Source organism: Luteimonas sp. S4-F44 (genome assembly GCF_022637415.1).
Classification (GTDB): domain Bacteria; phylum Pseudomonadota; class Gammaproteobacteria; order Xanthomonadales; family Xanthomonadaceae; genus Luteimonas.
Genome location: NZ_CP093340.1, coordinates 624330 through 640156 on the forward strand (window position 1 = coordinate 624330; position 15827 = coordinate 640156).

The window sequence follows — 15827 nt, forward strand, 5'->3', positions numbered from 1 at the left end:
ACCCCGGTTTTGGGGCGCGGTCGCGGCTTACTTCAGGGCCTTGAACCGCAGGCGCTTGGGGCCGGCGTCGTCGCCGAGGCGGCGCTTCTTGTCTTCCTCGTACTCGCGGTAGTTGCCCTGGAAGAACTCGACGTGGCTGTCGCCTTCGAACGCGAGGATGTGCGTGGCGATGCGGTCGAGGAACCAGCGGTCGTGCGAGATCACGAACGTGTTGCCCGGGAACTCCAGCAGGGCGTCCTCCAGCGCGCGCAGCGTTTCGATGTCGAGGTCGTTCGACGGTTCGTCGAGCAGCAGCACGTTGCCGCCCTGCAGCAGCGTCTTGGCCATGTGCAGGCGGCCACGCTCACCACCGGACAGCGAGCCGACCAGCTTCTGCTGGTCCTGGCCCTTGAAGTTGAAGCGGCCGATGTAGGCGCGCGACTGGATCTCCACGCCGTTGATGTTGAGGATGTCCAGGCCGCCGGCGATTTCCTGGAAGACGTTGTGGTTGCCTTCGAGCTTGTCGCGGCTCTGGTCGACGTAGGACAGCTGCACGGTCGGTCCGACGATGATCTCGCCCGAGTCCGGCTTCTCCTGCCCGGTGATCATCTTGAACAGCGTCGACTTGCCGGCGCCGTTGGGGCCGATGATGCCGACGATCGCGCCTGGCGGCACGATCATCGACAGGTTGTCGATCAGCAGCCGGTCACCGAACTTCTTGCTGACGTTCTTGAACTCCATCACCGAGTTGCCCAGGCGCTCGCCCGGCGGGATGAAGATCTCGTTGGTCTCGTTGCGCTTCTGGTAATCCTGCGACTGCAGTTCTTCCAGGCGGGCCAGGCGGGCCTTGCCCTTGGAACGGCCGCCCTTGGCGTTCTGCCGCGACCACTCCAGTTCCTTCTGGATCGCCTTCTGACGGGCCTTCTCCTGGTTCTCCTCCTGCTTCAGGCGCTCGTCCTTCTGCGTCAGCCAGTCGGTGTAGTTGCCCTTCCACGGGATGCCGCGGCCGCGATCGAGCTCGAGGATCCACTCGGCGGCGTTGTCGAGGAAGTAGCGATCGTGGGTGACCGCCACGACGGTGCCGGTGTAACGGGCCAGGAACTGCTCCAACCACTCCACCGACTCTGCGTCAAGGTGGTTGGTCGGTTCGTCGAGCAGCAGCATGTCCGGCTTCTGCAGCAGCAGGCGACACAGCGCCACGCGGCGCTTCTCGCCGCCCGAGAGCTTGCCGATCACCGCATCCCACGGCGGCAGGCGCAGCGCGTCAGCGGCGACGTCAAGCTGGTTCTCCAGCGTGTGCGCGTCCCCCGCGGCCAGGATCGCCTCCAGGCGCTCCTGTTCCTTGGCGAGCGCGTCGAAGTCGGCGCCTTCCTCGGCATAGGCGGCGTAAACCGCCTCGAGTGCGGCCTGGGCCTGCAGCACCTCACCGACGCCTTCCTCGACCGCCTCGCGCACCGTCTGCTCCGGGTTCAGGCGCGGCTCCTGCTCCAGGTAGCCGACCTTGATGCCGGGCTGCGGGCGGGCCTCGCCCTCGAAGTCGGTGTCCACGCCGGCCATGATCTTGAGCACCGTCGACTTGCCGGCGCCGTTGAGGCCCAGCAGGCCGATCTTGGCGCCGGGATAGAACGACAACGAGATGTCTTTGATGATCTGCCGCTTCGGCGGGACCACCTTGGACACGCGGTTCATGGTGTAGATGTATTGCGAGGACATGGGGGCTCCGGTTGCGCCTGCCCGCGCCGGGGCCCGGTCGGGCGGCGTCAGGCGGGAGAAGAATGCCCGCGATTATAGCCCGCATCCCAAGGGGCGCGTCCGCGGCGGACTGCGTCGCGGCCACTGTCGTGCCCCTACAGGAAGCGGCGCCGACCCTGAGGCGGCGCCGCGCAAGAAGGCTGCAGGACCGGGGCATGGCGTCGGGCCGGGCTGTGGCCCGCGTGGCCGGCTACAATGGCCGGCCACGCCCGATTCCTGGAGTCCTCGATGTTTCCGCGCGACGCCCGTCTCGATAGCTTCGATCCCGAACTCGCCCAGGCCATCGCCGCGGAGGTCCGCCGGCAGGAGGATCACGTCGAGCTGATCGCATCGGAAAACTATTGCAGCGCGCTGGTCATGGAGGCCCAGGGCAGCCAGCTGACCAACAAGTACGCCGAGGGTTATCCGGGCAAGCGCTACTACGGCGGCTGCGAGTACGTCGACGTTGCCGAGCAGCTGGCAATCGACCGGCTCAAGCAACTGTTCGATGCCGACTACGCCAACGTGCAGCCGCACTCGGGCTCGCAGGCCAACCAGGCGGTCTATTTCGCGCTGCTGCAGCCCGGCGACAAGATCCTGGGCATGAGCCTGGCGCACGGCGGCCATCTGACCCACGGCGCCAAGGTCAATGCCTCGGGCAAGTTGTTCGACGCGGTGCAGTACGGCGTCGACGATGCCGGGCTGATCGATTACGACGAAGTCGAGCGGCTCGCGCTCGAGCACAAGCCGAAGATGGTCGTCGCCGGGTTCTCGGCGTACTCGCAGAAGATCGACTGGGCGCGCTTCCGTGCGATCGCCGACAAGGTCGGCGCGCTGCTGTTCGTCGACATGGCCCATGTCGCGGGTCTGGTTGCGGCCGGGGTCTACCCGAGCCCGCTGCCGCATGCGCATGTCGTGACCTCGACCACGCACAAGACGCTGCGCGGTCCGCGCGGCGGCATCATCGTTGCCAGCCGCGAAGGCGCCGGCGACATGTTCGACGACATGAGCAAAAAGCTGCAGTCGATCGTGTTCCCCGGCATCCAGGGCGGTCCGCTGATGCATGTGATCGCGGCCAAGGCGGTCGCGTTCAAGGAGGCGCTGGACCCGGCGTTCAAGACCTACCAGCAGCAGGTGGTGAAGAACGCGCAGGCGATGGCGAAGGTGATCATCGAACGCGGCTACAAGATCGTCTCCGGCGGCACCGAGAACCATCTTATGCTTGTCGACATGATCGGCAAGAACGTCAGCGGCAAGGAGGCAGAAGAAGCCCTGGGCCGTGCCCACATCACGGTCAACAAGAACTCGGTGCCCAACGACCCGCGCAAGCCGTTTGTGACCTCGGGCCTGCGCCTGGGCACGCCGGCGGTGACCACGCGCGGCTATACCGAGGCCGATTGCACCGACCTGGCCCACTGGATCTGCGACGTGCTCGACGCGCCGGCCGACGACACCGTCATTGCCGTCGTGCGCGACAAGGTCGCCGCGCAGTGCGCCAAGTACCCGGTGTATGGCTGACGCGACGGGATTGGCGATGCGGGCGTCGGGATTCGGAATGCCTCCGTTTCCCGACGCTGCAACTTGCCCCGATCTCCCAGCCTCGATCGCGAATTCCCACGCCTGATGCACTGCCCCTTCTGCCAGCACATCGACACCCGGGTGATCGATTCGCGCGCGTCCGAGGACGGCGCGACGATCCGTCGGCGTCGCGAGTGCGAGGCCTGCGGGGAGCGGTTCAGCACGCTGGAGACGATCGAACTCAAGCTGCCGGCGATCATCAAGGGTGACGGCCGCCGCGAGCCGTTCGATGCGCGCAAGCTGCGCCTGAGCATGGACCGCGCGCTGCACAAGCGCCCCGTTTCGGAGGAGCAGATCGAAGCGACGGTGCGGGCGGTGGTGCACCAGTTGCGCATGACCGCCGAGCGCGAGGTCTCGTCGCGACGGGTCGGCGAATTCGTCATTGCCGAGCTGCGCAAGCTCGACCATGTCGGCTTCGTGCGTTTCGCTTCGGTCTACCGGGCGTTCGAGGACGTGGCCGATTTTCGCGAAGAGCTCGACCGGCTCGAACGCGACCTGCCGGCCGATGCGCAACTGCCGCTGCTCGGCGGCGAGGCCCTGCCGCCCGGCCGCGGCACGCGCAAGCGCTGACCGGCCGCACAAGGCGCGGTTGGCGAGGTCCGAGTTGCGCGACGGCCGATGGCAAGTGAGCGCGTGCGCGCTTCAAGCACACGGCGCAAGCCCTCTGATCCTCTGGAAATGCCGCATATGACCGACTTCGATAGCGACGACCATCGCCACATGGCACACGCACTGGCGCTGGCCGAGCGCGGCGCCTGGACGGCGCGGCCCAACCCGATGGTCGGCTGCGTGTTGGTGCGCGGCGGTGCGGTCGTCGGCGAAGGCTGGCACGCGCGCAAGGGTGGGCCACACGCGGAGGTGGTCGCGCTGCAGGCCGCTGGTGAGCGGGCACGGGGGTCGACCGCCTATGTCACCCTCGAACCGTGCGCGCACGTTGGCAGCACTGGGCCCTGCGCCGATGCCTTGATCGAGGCCGGGGTGGCGCGTGTGGTCGCAGCGATGCGCGACCCGTTCCCGCAGGTCGACGGTGCCGGTTTCGCCCGGTTGCGTGCGGCCGGGATCGCGGTCCAGGCCGGCCTGCTGGAAGCGCAGGCGCGTGCGCTTAACGTGGGCTTCCTGTCGCGCGTCGAGCGCGGCCGCCCATGGGTCCGGGTCAAGCTCGCCTGCAGCCTCGACGGGCGCACGGCGATGGCCGACGGCACGTCGAAGTGGATCAGCGGTCCGCAGTCGCGGGCCGACGTCATGCGTTGGCGTGCGCGCAGCGGCGCGATTCTGACCGGCAGCGGGACCGTGCTCGCCGACGACCCGGCGCTGACGGTGCGGCTCGAGGACGCGGCACCGTTCTTGCCGCCGCTGCGTGTCGTGCTCGATGCAGGGCTCGCCTCGCTGTCGCGCCGACAGGTCCGCGACGCGGCCGCGCCCACGCTCTACCTGCACGCCGCCGATGTTGCGGTGCCGGCGGATCTTGGCTGCGAACACGCCGCGGTGCCGCGGCGCGACGGCCGGCTGGACCTGGCGGCGGCGCTGGCGCTGCTGGCCGCGCGCGAGATCAACGAGGTCCAGGTCGAGGCCGGCGCTGTGCTCTCGGGCGCGTTGCTGCGGGCGGGCCTGGTCGACGAATTGCTGCTCTATGTCGCCCCGGTGCTGCTCGGCGAGCGCGCCCGGCCGCTGTTCGACGGCCTGGGCATCGACGCGATGGCGCAACGGCTGCGGCTGGAGACCGTCGATGTCGCGCGCTTCGGCGACGACCTCCGGCTGCGGCTGCGCCCGGCCGCCGCCGGCTGAGCCTGCCGCCCCGACCGCAGGAACCCGATCGCGGCGCCTGCCCGCGCCCGGAGGCGACCGGCGTGCCGGATCGCGCGCGCCATGGCCCGGTGCAATGAAGCGTCCCGCCGCGTGGGACGGGCGAGCGACGCGGCGCTGCTAGAATGCCCGCGCCGGCCCGTCCGGCATCCAATCGAATGTCTTCAGGGCGGGGTGGAAGTCCCCACCGGCGGTAGGCGCGGCGACGCGCGAGCCCGCGAGCGCTGCCAGCGACGTGCGAGATCCTCGCATCGGACCGGCAGGTCAGCAGACCCGGTCGAAGTCCGGGGCCGACGGTCATAGTCCGGATGCAAGAAGACGACGTCCTGCGCGGCCCGCGGCCGCGCACGCTGTCGCGTCCCGAACCGTTCCCATTCGGCACACCGTGCGAGCGATCCGCACGGACGGAGGCAGCGACATGTTCACCGGCTTGATCGAAGGCGTCGGACGCCTGGTTTCCAACGAGTCCCGCGGCGGCGACGCGCGGCTGCGCATCGCAGTCGGCACGCTGCCGTTCGCGGACGTGACGATGGGCGAGAGCATCGCGGTCAACGGCGTCTGCCTGACGGTCGTCGCGCACGACGACGCGCACTTCGAGGCCGATGCCTCGACCGAGACGCTGGCGCTGACCACGCTCGGCGCGCTGGCCGCGGGCCGGGCGGTGAACCTCGAACGCGCGATGCGCCCGACCGACCGGCTCGGCGGCCACCTGGTCAGCGGCCATGTCGATGGCGTCGGCCGCGTGGCCTCGGTGCACGACGACGCCCGCGCGCAGCGCTGGCGCTTCGCGGCGCCGGCGGCATTGCTGCGCTACGTCGCGCACAAGGGCTCGATCTGCGTCGACGGCGTCAGCCTGACGGTCAACGCGGTCGATGCCGACGGCTTCGAAGTGGCCCTGGTGCCGCACACCGTGTCACATACGGCGTTCGGTACCACCGCGGTCGGCGAGGTGGTCAACCTTGAGGTGGACCTGGTCGCGCGCTACGTCGAGCGCCTGCTCGCCAGCGGCGTGGTGCCGCCAGGAGCGCGCGCATGAACTTCGCGCCGATCCCCGAACTGCTCGAAGAGATCCGCGCCGGCCGGATGGTCGTCGTCGTCGACGACGAGGACCGCGAGAACGAGGGCGACCTGATCATGGCCGCCGAACTGGTCCGGCCGGCCGACATCAATTTCATGGTCACCCACGGCCGCGGTCTGGTCTGCCTGCCGCTGACCGCCGACCGCGCGACCCAGTTGGGGCTGGCGCCGATGGTGCGGGCCAATACCGCGCAGTTCCAGACCAACTTCACGGTCAGCATCGAGGCCGCCGAGGGCGTGACCACCGGCATTTCGGCGCACGATCGCGCCCATACCATTCGCACCGCGGTCCGCCCGAATGCGCGGCCCGAGGACCTGCACCAGCCCGGCCACATCTTCCCGCTGATCGCCCAGCCCGGCGGCGTGCTGACGCGCGCCGGTCACACCGAGGCCGGCGTGGACCTGGCGATGCTGGCGGGACTGGAGCCGGCAGGCGTGCTGGTGGAGATCCTCAACCCTGACGGCAGCATGGCGCGCCGCCCGGAACTCGAAGCGTTCGCGCGCGAGCATGGGCTGAAGATGGGCTCGATCGCCGACCTGATCGCCTACCGCCTGAGCACCGAGCGCACCGTCGAGCGCATCGACGAGCGCGAGATCGAGACCGAGTTCGGCCCGTTCCGGCTGGTGACCTATCGCGACCGGATCGCGCACGAGCTGCATTTCGCGCTGGTCCGCGGCACGCTCGATGCGGCCACCCCGACGCTGGTCCGTGTGCAGGTCGAGAACCCGCTGGCCGATCTGCTGCACTGGCGCCGCGACGATTTCGGGGTGGCCGCTACCGACGCGCTGCGCGCGATCGCCGCCGAGGGACAGGGCGTGATGGTCGTGCTGTCGGCACCGCGCGATGCCGATGGCCTGCTGGCGCGGCTGCGACAGGAGCCGGTCGTGCGTCCGCCGGGCAAGGACAAGGATGTCGGCCAGTGGCGGCGCAACGGTGCCGGCGCGCAGATCCTCGCCGACCTGGGCCTGGGCCGGCTGCGCGTGCTGGGTCCCCCGCGCCGCCAGATCGGCCTGGCCGGCTACGGGCTGGAGGTCGTGGAGACCGTTCCGGCATGACGCGCGCTAAACTGGCCGGCCTGAGCGAGACCCCATGCCCATGAGCCACATCGAAGGCGACCTGCGCGCCCCGGCCGGCACGCGCTATGCGATCGTCGCCAGCCGCTGGAATCCCAAGATCACCGACGCCCTCGTCGCCGGCGCGCGCAAGGCGTTCGCCGACCACGGCGTCGCCGAGGCCGCGGTCGACGTGGTGCGCGTGCCCGGCGCCTGGGAGATCCCGCTGGCGTGCGCGCGCCTTGCCGCGGCCGGCGGCCACGCCGCGTTGCTGGCGCTGGGCTGCGTGGTGCGCGGCGACACCCGACACTATGAGCAGGTGGCCGACGGCTGCAGCGATGCGCTGATGCGCATCGCGCTCGATGCCGGTGTGCCGGTCGCCAACGGCGTGCTCGCGGTCGAGGACTATGGCGACGCCGAGAAGCGGGCCGGTGGCAGCCACGGCAACAAGGGCGAGGAGGCGGCGCTGGTCGCCATCGAAATGAGCAACCTGCTGGACAAGATCGGATGACCCAGACCCGCAAACCCCATGGCGTCGACCCGGTACTGCGCTCGCGCGCGCGTCGCCGCGCGCTGCAGGCCGTCTACGCAATGCAGATGTCGGGCGCGCAGGCGCGCGAGATCGTCGCGCAGTTCGCGCACGAACAGGCCAAGGAAGTCGCCGATCTGGCGTACTTCGAGGACTTGGTGCACGGCGTGGGCAGCCGCTACCGCGAGCTCGACGCCGCGCTGGCGCCATTCCTCGACCGCGAGATCGACGAAGTGGACCCGATCGAGCGCGCGATGCTGCGCATCGCCGCCTACGAACTGCAGCACCGCGTCGACGTGCCCTACCGCGTGGTCATCGACGAGGCCCTGCGCACGGTCAAGCGCTTCGGCTCCGAGCACGGCCACACCTACGTCAACGGCGTGCTCGACCGCGCCGCCGCGCAGTGGCGCGCGCCCGAGGTCGGGGCGTTGCGCGGCCGCTGAGCGCCGTCGCGCCCGCGCACCGATGGCCGGCGAGTTCGCGCTGATCGACCGCCTCCGCGCCCGCGTGGTGCAGCGGGGCGATGTAGTGCTGGGCATCGGCGACGATGCCGCGCTGCTGGCGCCTGAGCCGGGGGCGCAACTCGTGGTCGCGATGGACACGCTCAATAGCGGCGTGCATTTCCCCGATGACACCGCCGCGGCCGACATCGGCTGGAAGGCGCTGGCGGTCAACCTCTCGGACCTGGCCGCGATGGGCGCACGCCCGGCCTGGTGCACCTTGTCGCTGTCGCTGCCGACCCCCGATGCCGATTGGATCGATGCCTTTCTCGACGGCTTCGACGCGCTGGCGCGTCCGCACGCGGTCGCGCTGGTCGGTGGCGACACCACGCGCGGCCCGCTTTCGGTCTGCGTCACCGTGCACGGCCTCGTCGCCCCCGGCCATGCCCTGCGGCGCGACGGCGCGCAGGTCGGCGACGACGTCTGGGTCAGCGGCACCCTGGGCGATGCGGCGGCCGCACTTGCGCAGTGGACGCAGGGCGGGGCACGCGACGCCGAACTGCGCCGCCGGCTCGACCGCCCGGCCCCGCGGCTTGCGCTGGGTCAGGCGCTGGCGGCGCATGCCCATGCCGCGATCGATGTGTCCGACGGCCTGCTGGCCGACCTCGGCCATGTCTGCCGGGCGAGTGGGGTGGCGGCGCAGATCGATGTCGATGCCCTGCCGGCCTCCGAGGCGCTGCGGCGCGCGATCGCTGATCCTGGGCAGCGGCGTGCGCTGCAGGCCGCGGGCGGCGACGACTACGAACTGTGTTTCACCGCCCCCGCGCATGCGCGCGCGGCGGTCGACGCAGTCTCGCGGGCCAGCGGTACCCCGGCGATCCGGATCGGGCGCATCGTGGCCGGCGACGGCGTCGTTGTGCACACCGGCGACGGCGCCGCCTGGACGCCGGCGCGCGCCGGCTGGGACCATTTCGCCGGCTGAATCAGCGCGATGCGGTGTCGGGCGCCGGGCGCGTGCGCACTTCGTCGGGCAGCAGGCTCAGCACTTCGTCGATGATGCCGGGCAAGGACTGCTCGCTGTAGCCGCGATGGGTGAAGGCCACGCGGCCCTCGCGGTCGAGCATGAACATGTGCGGCAGCGTCCGCACGCCGTAGAGATCGCTGATACGGCCGCGCGAGTCGGGCACCCAGGTCAGATCGATGTCGCGATTCTTGCGGACCACGTCGTTGAAGTCCGGGCGCGGTTCCTTGTAGTTGATCGCGATGACTTCGAGCGCATCGCGGCCCACCACGCGTTGGAAATGGCCCAGCACTGGCAGTTCCTTGCGGCAGGGCGGACACCAGGAGGCCCAGAAGGTCACGATCACGACCTTGCCGCGCAGCGCGCCAAGGTCAACGTCGCGGCCCGCGCGGTCCTTGCCGAGCAACGGTGGTGGCAGGCTGCCGACCGCCGGTGGCGTTGCGTCCTGGGCGGACGCGCTGCCCAGCGCAGCGGTGAGCAGCAGACAGGCCAGCACGCAGCTGACGATCGATCGCCTCATCCCTGAATCCCCTGTGGTTCCCCGTGCCGATCTTCGCATGCGCACGGCTGGATGCGTATCGGGCCCTGGTCTGCCAGTGGTCTGGGCGATGGTGACGAGGCTGCAGGCGCGCGCGCCGACGAACGCCAACCGCATGGCGCGAACCGATCCTCAATCGTCCGCGCGAAACGCATCCTCGATCCAGCGCAGCGTCGGCGCGGCCGCATCGCCGGTGGTTTCCACGACATCGAAGCGGCAGGGCAGGTCGCGCAGCCGCGGCTGGCGTGACAGGAACAACTGCGCCGCCAGCACGACCCGGCGGCGCTTGCCGGCATCGATCGAGGCCGCGCCGCCGCCAAAGCGCAGGTTGCGACGATGTCGCACCTCGACGAACACGATGGTTGCAGTCACGCCGCGCTTATCGCGCATGACCAGGTCCAGTTCGCCACCGCGGTAGCCGACGTTGGCGGCGAGCAGGGTCAGTCCGGCCGCTTGCAGGTGCGCCAGCGCCGCCTGTTCGGCGGCCTGGCCGTCACTGCGGCGATCGTTCAACCGCCGACGTCCGCCTGTGCCACCACGCGACCGCCGCGCCAGGTCGCCCAGGCCGGCTGGCGCACGACCTGGCCGCCGGGGCCGATGCGCAGCATGCCGGTGGCGCCGCCAACGCCGGCCTCGGCATTGCGGCTCAGGTGTTCGAGGTAGCCGCTCAGCAGCCAGGCATCGAAGCCGAACGCGAACAACCGCGCCGCGCCGCCGCGCGCGGTCGGCAGGTCGCGGGCGATCGTTGCCTGCGGCGGCAGCGAACGCGCGCTGGCCCCGGTCGACCAGCTTTCGGTCGGGAACACGATGCCGTCCAGGATCTGGTCTTCTTCCGGCTTGCCAGTGCCCGCGGTGAGCTGCGAGGTGCCCAGACGCAGCCGGCTCCCGAGTCCGGCGACCGACAGCTGCGGCGCGATCACGCGCGCCTGGTTGCCGCGGATCGCGAGGAACACCGCATCCACGCCCGTCCCTGCGGTCACCGCATTGCGGAACGCGGCGGTCTGGTCGACCGGGGTGTCGCCGACGATCGCGATCGTGCCGACGATGCTGCCACCGGCCTGGGTCAGGCGCGCGCGCAGCGCGTCAACGCTGCGCCGCGCGTTGTCGTCGCCGTTGCTGAGCACCAGCACATTGCGGGCGTTGCGGGCCAGCAGGTACTGCGCGGCTGCATCGCCTTCGTCCTCCGGTGCCAGCGAGAACGCCGCCGAATTTTCCGGCGGCGTCACCGCGCCGCGGTTGAGTGCGAGCAGCGGCACCGCCGGCGCCGACTGCATGACCGCGTCGACCTCGTCGCGGCCCAGCGGCCCGACGATCTGGTCGGCGCCCTCCGCGACCGCGCGGGCATAGGCGCCGGCGGCGCCGGCCGGGGTGCCGGCGGTGTCGTAGAAGGCCAGTTCGGGCCGCGTGCGGCGCTCGCCGTAGTAGCCGGCCAGCAGGCCGTCCCGGACCGGGCCGGCCGCGGTCGCCAGTGCGCCGCTCATCGGCAGCAGCACTGCGAGCTTGCGCGGGGGGCGGTAGCCGTCGGATTCGGCGGGCGGGCGGGCGTCGTCGAACTGCCAGCGTCCGGGTTCGGCGGGGACGACGTCGCCGGGCCCGGGGCCGGCGGTGCCGGTGGTGCGCACGGTCGCGCACCCGGCGATCAGCGCCACCAGAGCCACCGCCACCATCGGGCGGGTGGCGCTGCCGGGACGGAGGACGCGCGGGGTCGCGTGCGCGGTCTGGGCCTGGGTTGCTGTCATGTCGCGGTTCCGCTGCGGGATAATGGCCGCATTCTAGCGTTCCGCTGTGGAGACGATGACTGCATCCGCCCGACCCACGCCCGCGCCGGGCGTCCTGCACGTCGTCGCCACGCCGATCGGCAATCTGGGCGACCTGTCGCCCCGCGCGCAGCAGGTGTTGCGCGATGTCGATGCGATCTGCGCCGAGGACACCCGGCACACCCGCCAGTTGCTCGGCCATTTCGGCATCGAGCGGCCGCTGGTCGCACTGCACGAGCACAACGAGGACGGGCTCGCCGGCCGCCTGGTGGCGCGCCTGGCTGCCGGCGAGTCGCTGGCACTGGTCAGCGATGCCGGTACCCCGCTGGTCAGCGATCCGGGCTTCCGGCTGGTGGCCGCCGCGCGTGCGGCCGGCCTGCGGGTGTCGCCGGTGCCGGGGGCCAGCGCGCTGATCGCCGCGCTGAGCGTGGCCGGCCTGCCCAGCGACCGCTTCGTATTCGAGGGCTTTCTGCCGGCGAAGGCCGGCGCGCGCCGCGAACGGCTGCAGGCGCTCGCCGCCGAACCGCGCACCTTGTTGTTCTACGAAGCCTCGCACCGGATCGACGCGATGCTCAGCGATGCAGTCGCTGCATTCGGTCCCACGCGCCGCGCGGTTGTCGCGCGCGAACTCACCAAGTTGTTCGAGACCGTGCTCGACGGCGATCTGGCGACCTTGCACGCGCGCGTGGTCGCCGACGCCGACCAGCGCAAGGGCGAGTTCGTGGTGCTCGTCGAAGGCGCCCCCGCGTCCGAGGACGCGGCGCTGGCGGAAGGGCGGCGGCTCTACGCCGCGCTCGCGCGTCACTTGCCGCCGTCGACCGCCGCCAAGGTTGCCGCCGAGCTCAGCGGCGCCCCGCGCAAGGCGTTGTACGGACAGGGAACTCCCGACGCCTGAACGGGTCGAACGGCATCCATAGCAAGGACGCTGTTCGTATGTCTCGACCCCTGCGCCGTCTGGCGATCGTCGCGTTCTGTGTGGTGCTGGCCGGTTGTGCCTTGCGCGTGCAGGAATCGCATCTTGTCCGGCCGATGCCGGCGCCGCCCACCGACCTGGCCGCGCTGCGTGCCGAGTACCCTGCGTATACCGCGACCGAGACGCGGATCGCAACGCCCGACGACGCCTCGCTGTACCAACTGCGGTTGCAGCGGCCCGATGCCCGGGCGACGGTGCTGTACTTCGGCGGCAACGGCTATCGCATCGGCCTGCATGCCAAATACGCGCTGCGGGCCTACGACGCCTTGCCGGTGGACCTGGTGCTGGTCGATCACCGCGGCTACGGCGGCAGCACCGGCACGCCGACGATCGCCGCGCTGCAGGCCGATGCCCTGCAGGTCTACGACACGCTGCGCGCCGAGACCGCGGGGTCGGGCCGGCCGTTGATCGTGCACGGGCAATCGTTGGGGAGCTTCCTCGCCGGCCATGTCGCCGATGCGCGCACGCTCGATGGACTGGTGCTCGAGAGTTCGATGACCACGGCCGAGGACTGGGCCGCGGCGATGCGCGCCCGTTCTGGGCTCTGGACGCGGCTGTCGGTGCGCCGCTTCGACATCGCACCGGCGTTGCAGCAGGCCGGCAACCTCGAGGTCGCCAGGCGGCTGGACGAGCCGGTGCTGTTCGTCGTCGGCGAACGCGATGTCGTCACCGCGCCGCGGTTCTCGCAGGCGCTGTTCGACGCGGTGCCGCTGCCGTCCCAGGACAAGCGCCTGGAAATCGTGCCCGAGCGCGGCCACAACGACGCATCGTTCTCGTCGCAGTTCCGCGCCGCGATGCTGGCGCTGCTCGACCGGGTCGAGCGCGACTGAGGCGGCAGTCGACGTGGCCGAGGCGACCACGGCCGGAGCGGCGTGCGACAATGCGCGTCGGCGGAGTCGGCCGGACAGTCGCGTCGTCGGCCTTCACTTCGGTGGAGACCGGCGCCGAGGAAAGTCCGGGCTCCACAGGGCACGGTGCCAGGTAACGCCTGGGCGGCGCGAGCCGACGGAAAGTGCAACAGAAAGATACCGCCAGCGGCCCGGTCGTCTTCGGACGGCCAGGTGCGGGTAAGGGTGAAATGGTGCGGTAAGAGCGCACCGCGAGCCTGGTAACAGGCCGGCACGGCAAACCCCACCGGGAGCAAGACCAAATAGGGACCTCATGACGCGGCCCGCGTCGGGTCCGGGTAGGTTGCTCGAGCGTATCGGTGACGATGCGCCTAGAGGAATGACTGTCCACGACAGAACCCGGCTTACAGGCCGGCTCCGCCCCCTTTCAACAAGCGGCCGACTTCCCCTGCGGCGCAGGGGAGGTCGGCTCGTGCTGTGGGCTGGACGGGCTGCGTTGGTCGAGATGCAGTACGCGCGTCGAGGTCGCAGCGTTATGAACGCAGTGAGAGAGAAAGTCCCCCGGTCCTGCGAGCATCCGCCCCCACCCAACCCTCCCCCGCTCGCGGGGGAGGGCGCGATCGCGGCGGTCGTCGCCATGCGCTGGAAGCCCCACCTCCCCCCGCGCTGCGGGGGAGGTCGCGCGCGCTGCGCGCGGGTGGGGTGGAGCTTTCCTAGGCCAAGTAGGACCACACGAGCGACGTTTCTGCGCGTCAACCCGTCGCACCTCGACGCGTGGCCTGCATTTGTTGCGATGCAACATGACGATTCCGTAAAGGCGACGTGACGGTGCCGTTCAGGTCCAGAAGTGACGCATTCTCAAAATTTGAGACGAAACAGACGCTTGTGGATAAAGCTTGAACAAGTCTCTGAAGAGTGCTGCAAGTCATTGACCGGACAGGTGAAAAGCGCCGTACAAAGCTGTTGACAACCCGCAGACGCACTCCTAAGGTGGCGACACGTGGGGAAACCTGGGATTTTGTGGTTTTCCGGCGCACAAGCCCGCCGAAGACGGGCGCCACGAGGTAGGACGGACGTGTTCCAGGGCGAAACCGCCATCACCATCGACGACAAGGGCCGACTGGCGATCCCCACCGCCTATCGGGACGTCGTCGCGCGTGAGTGCGACAACCGCCTGGTGCTGACCTACAACCCCTTCGACGCCGGCAGCCTCTATCTCTACCCGTACAAGGTGTGGGAAGGCGTCCGCGACAAGATCAACGCGTTGCCGCGCACCCGCTCCACCAACCGCACCCTCCAGCTCAAGCTGGTCGGCGCGGCGATGGTCGTCGAGCCCGACGGCAACGGCCGCATCAGCATCCCCGCCAGCCAACGCACGACCGTCGGCATCGAGCGCAAGGCGGTGCTGGTGGGCATGGGGGACAAATTCGAACTCTGGAGCGAGCAGGCGCACCAGGCCCAGATCCGGCAGACGCTCAGCGACGCGGATATGGACGGTGACGACCTGGTCGGACTGCAGTTGTGACGGGTGGTGGTGCGGATGCCACGTCCGGCCACCTCCCGGTGTTGTATGCGCAAGTCCTCGAAGGCCTGCGCGTACGTGAAGACGGGCGGTACCTGGACGGCACGTTCGGACGCGGTGGTCACGCCGGCGGCGTCTTGGAACGCCTTGGCCCCGGAGGTCGACTGCTGCTGATGGACAAGGATCCCGACGCGATCGCAGTGGCCCAGGCGCGCTTCGGCGCCGACGCGCGCGTGGCCATCCGCCGCGGCAGCTTCGCGGCGCTGTCCAATTGGGACGCCGTCGCGCAGGCACCGCTCGACGGCGTGCTGTTCGACCTGGGCGTGTCATCGCCGCAGCTCGACGTTGCCGATCGCGGCTTCAGCTTCGGCAAGGACGGCCCGCTGGACATGCGCATGGATCCCGACACGGGCGAAAGCGCCGCGCAGTGGCTGGCGCACGCCGCCGAGTCGGAGATCGCCGACGTGCTGTGGACCTACGGCGAGGAGCGCATGAGCCGGCGCATCGCGCGCGCGATCGTCGCCCGGCGCACACAGATGCCGTTCGAGCGCACCGCGGACCTGGCGGCGGTCATCGCCGCGAACGTGCCGCGCGCCAAGCCCCAGCGCGGCCAGCGCGAGACCCATCCGGCGACGCGGTCGTTCCAGGCGATCCGGATCCACGTCAATCGCGAGTTGGCCGATCTCGAGACGGGCCTGGATGCCGCGCTCGACGCGCTGGCCCCGGGCGGGCGGCTGGCGGTGATCAGCTTCCATTCGCTCGAAGACCGCATCGTCAAGCGCTTCATCGCACGCCACGCCAAGGCGCCGGCCGGCAATCGCCGCCTGCCCGAAGCGCAGGCCTTCGTGCCGGCGCTGCGCATCGTCGCCGATGCCACCAAGGCCGACGCCGCCGAGCTGCACGACAACCCGCGCGCGCGCAGCGCCGTGCTGCGCGTGGCCGAGAAACTGCCGATCGTGCACGGGGAGGCCGCATGAA

Annotated in this window: 16 protein-coding genes, 1 other RNA gene and 1 riboswitch; of the genes, 13 read left to right on the forward strand and 4 right to left on the reverse strand. The window is 70.4% G+C overall.

Annotated elements, in window-relative coordinates; translation table 11 throughout:
- Positions 1-27 precede the first annotated feature (27 nt).
- Positions 28-1692 (reverse strand): energy-dependent translational throttle protein EttA, encoded by a 1665-nt coding sequence (gene ettA, locus MNO14_RS02815; protein WP_241945290.1) that lies wholly within the window; start codon positions 1690-1692, stop codon positions 28-30.
- Positions 1693-1959: 267 nt separating this feature from the next.
- Between ettA and glyA the strand changes: the two genes are divergently transcribed.
- The 8 genes from glyA (at position 1960) to thiL (ending at position 9172) form a co-directional block, all read left to right on the forward strand.
- On the forward strand, positions 1960-3228 hold the full coding sequence (gene glyA, locus MNO14_RS02820) for a serine hydroxymethyltransferase (protein WP_241945291.1): 1269 nt from the start codon (positions 1960-1962) through the stop codon (positions 3226-3228).
- 105 nt (positions 3229-3333) lie between these two features.
- Positions 3334-3858, forward strand: coding sequence for a transcriptional regulator NrdR (nrdR, locus tag MNO14_RS02825; RefSeq protein WP_241945292.1), 525 nt, complete (start codon positions 3334-3336; stop codon positions 3856-3858).
- 117 nt (positions 3859-3975) lie between these two features.
- Complete coding sequence (gene ribD, locus MNO14_RS02830) at positions 3976-5073, forward strand: bifunctional diaminohydroxyphosphoribosylaminopyrimidine deaminase/5-amino-6-(5-phosphoribosylamino)uracil reductase RibD (protein WP_241945293.1); 1098 nt, start codon at positions 3976-3978, stop codon at positions 5071-5073.
- 174 nt (positions 5074-5247) lie between these two features.
- A riboswitch (FMN riboswitch) is annotated at positions 5248-5415 on the forward strand.
- A gap of 94 nt (positions 5416-5509) precedes the next feature.
- Positions 5510-6127, forward strand: a complete 618-nt coding sequence (locus MNO14_RS02835) for a riboflavin synthase (RefSeq protein WP_241945294.1) — start codon at positions 5510-5512, stop codon at positions 6125-6127.
- Positions 6124-7224, forward strand: coding sequence for a 3,4-dihydroxy-2-butanone-4-phosphate synthase (gene ribB / locus MNO14_RS02840; RefSeq protein ID WP_241945295.1), 1101 nt, complete (start codon positions 6124-6126; stop codon positions 7222-7224). The genes MNO14_RS02835 and ribB overlap by 4 nt, the downstream gene beginning before the upstream one ends.
- A gap of 40 nt (positions 7225-7264) precedes the next feature.
- A complete protein-coding gene (gene ribH, locus MNO14_RS02845; protein ID WP_241946240.1) occupies positions 7265-7732 on the forward strand; it encodes a 6,7-dimethyl-8-ribityllumazine synthase in 468 nt (155 codons plus the stop codon).
- Complete coding sequence (nusB, locus tag MNO14_RS02850; RefSeq protein WP_241945296.1) at positions 7729-8193, forward strand: transcription antitermination factor NusB; 465 nt, start codon at positions 7729-7731, stop codon at positions 8191-8193. Before ribH ends, nusB begins: the two co-directional genes overlap by 4 nt.
- A gap of 22 nt (positions 8194-8215) precedes the next feature.
- Positions 8216-9172 (forward strand): thiamine-phosphate kinase, encoded by a 957-nt coding sequence (thiL, locus tag MNO14_RS02855; protein WP_241945297.1) that lies wholly within the window; start codon positions 8216-8218, stop codon positions 9170-9172.
- Between the two features lies 1 nt (position 9173).
- On the opposite strand, the gene MNO14_RS02860 is transcribed toward thiL, so the two are convergent.
- The 3 genes from MNO14_RS02860 to MNO14_RS02870 form a co-directional block, all read right to left on the reverse strand.
- A complete protein-coding gene (locus tag MNO14_RS02860; protein WP_241945298.1) occupies positions 9174-9731 on the reverse strand; it encodes a TlpA disulfide reductase family protein in 558 nt (185 codons plus the stop codon).
- A gap of 150 nt (positions 9732-9881) precedes the next feature.
- A complete protein-coding gene (locus MNO14_RS02865; RefSeq protein WP_241945299.1) occupies positions 9882-10262 on the reverse strand; it encodes a YraN family protein in 381 nt (126 codons plus the stop codon).
- Positions 10259-11488, reverse strand: a complete 1230-nt coding sequence (locus tag MNO14_RS02870) for a penicillin-binding protein activator (protein ID WP_241945300.1) — start codon at positions 11486-11488, stop codon at positions 10259-10261. The genes MNO14_RS02865 and MNO14_RS02870 overlap by 4 nt, the downstream gene beginning before the upstream one ends.
- Before the next feature lie 55 nt (positions 11489-11543).
- Between MNO14_RS02870 and rsmI the strand changes: the two genes are divergently transcribed.
- The 5 genes from rsmI to rsmH all read left to right on the forward strand — a co-directional run bounded on the left by rsmI (position 11544) and on the right by rsmH (position 15826).
- Positions 11544-12401, forward strand: a complete 858-nt coding sequence (gene rsmI / locus MNO14_RS02875; protein ID WP_241945301.1) for a 16S rRNA (cytidine(1402)-2'-O)-methyltransferase — start codon at positions 11544-11546, stop codon at positions 12399-12401.
- 38 nt (positions 12402-12439) lie between these two features.
- A complete protein-coding gene (locus MNO14_RS02880) occupies positions 12440-13309 on the forward strand; it encodes an alpha/beta hydrolase (RefSeq protein WP_241945302.1) in 870 nt (289 codons plus the stop codon).
- Between the two features lie 62 nt (positions 13310-13371).
- Positions 13372-13750, forward strand: an RNA gene (rnpB, locus tag MNO14_RS02885) — RNase P RNA component class A.
- 652 nt (positions 13751-14402) lie between these two features.
- Positions 14403-14852, forward strand: a complete 450-nt coding sequence (locus MNO14_RS02890; RefSeq protein WP_183427904.1) for a division/cell wall cluster transcriptional repressor MraZ — start codon at positions 14403-14405, stop codon at positions 14850-14852.
- The gene (rsmH, locus tag MNO14_RS02895; protein WP_241945303.1) at positions 14849-15826 is read left to right on the forward strand and encodes a 16S rRNA (cytosine(1402)-N(4))-methyltransferase RsmH; all 978 of its coding nucleotides are present in this window, start codon (positions 14849-14851) and stop codon (positions 15824-15826) included. The genes MNO14_RS02890 and rsmH overlap by 4 nt, the downstream gene beginning before the upstream one ends.
- The last annotated feature ends 1 nt before the right edge of the window (position 15827 follow it).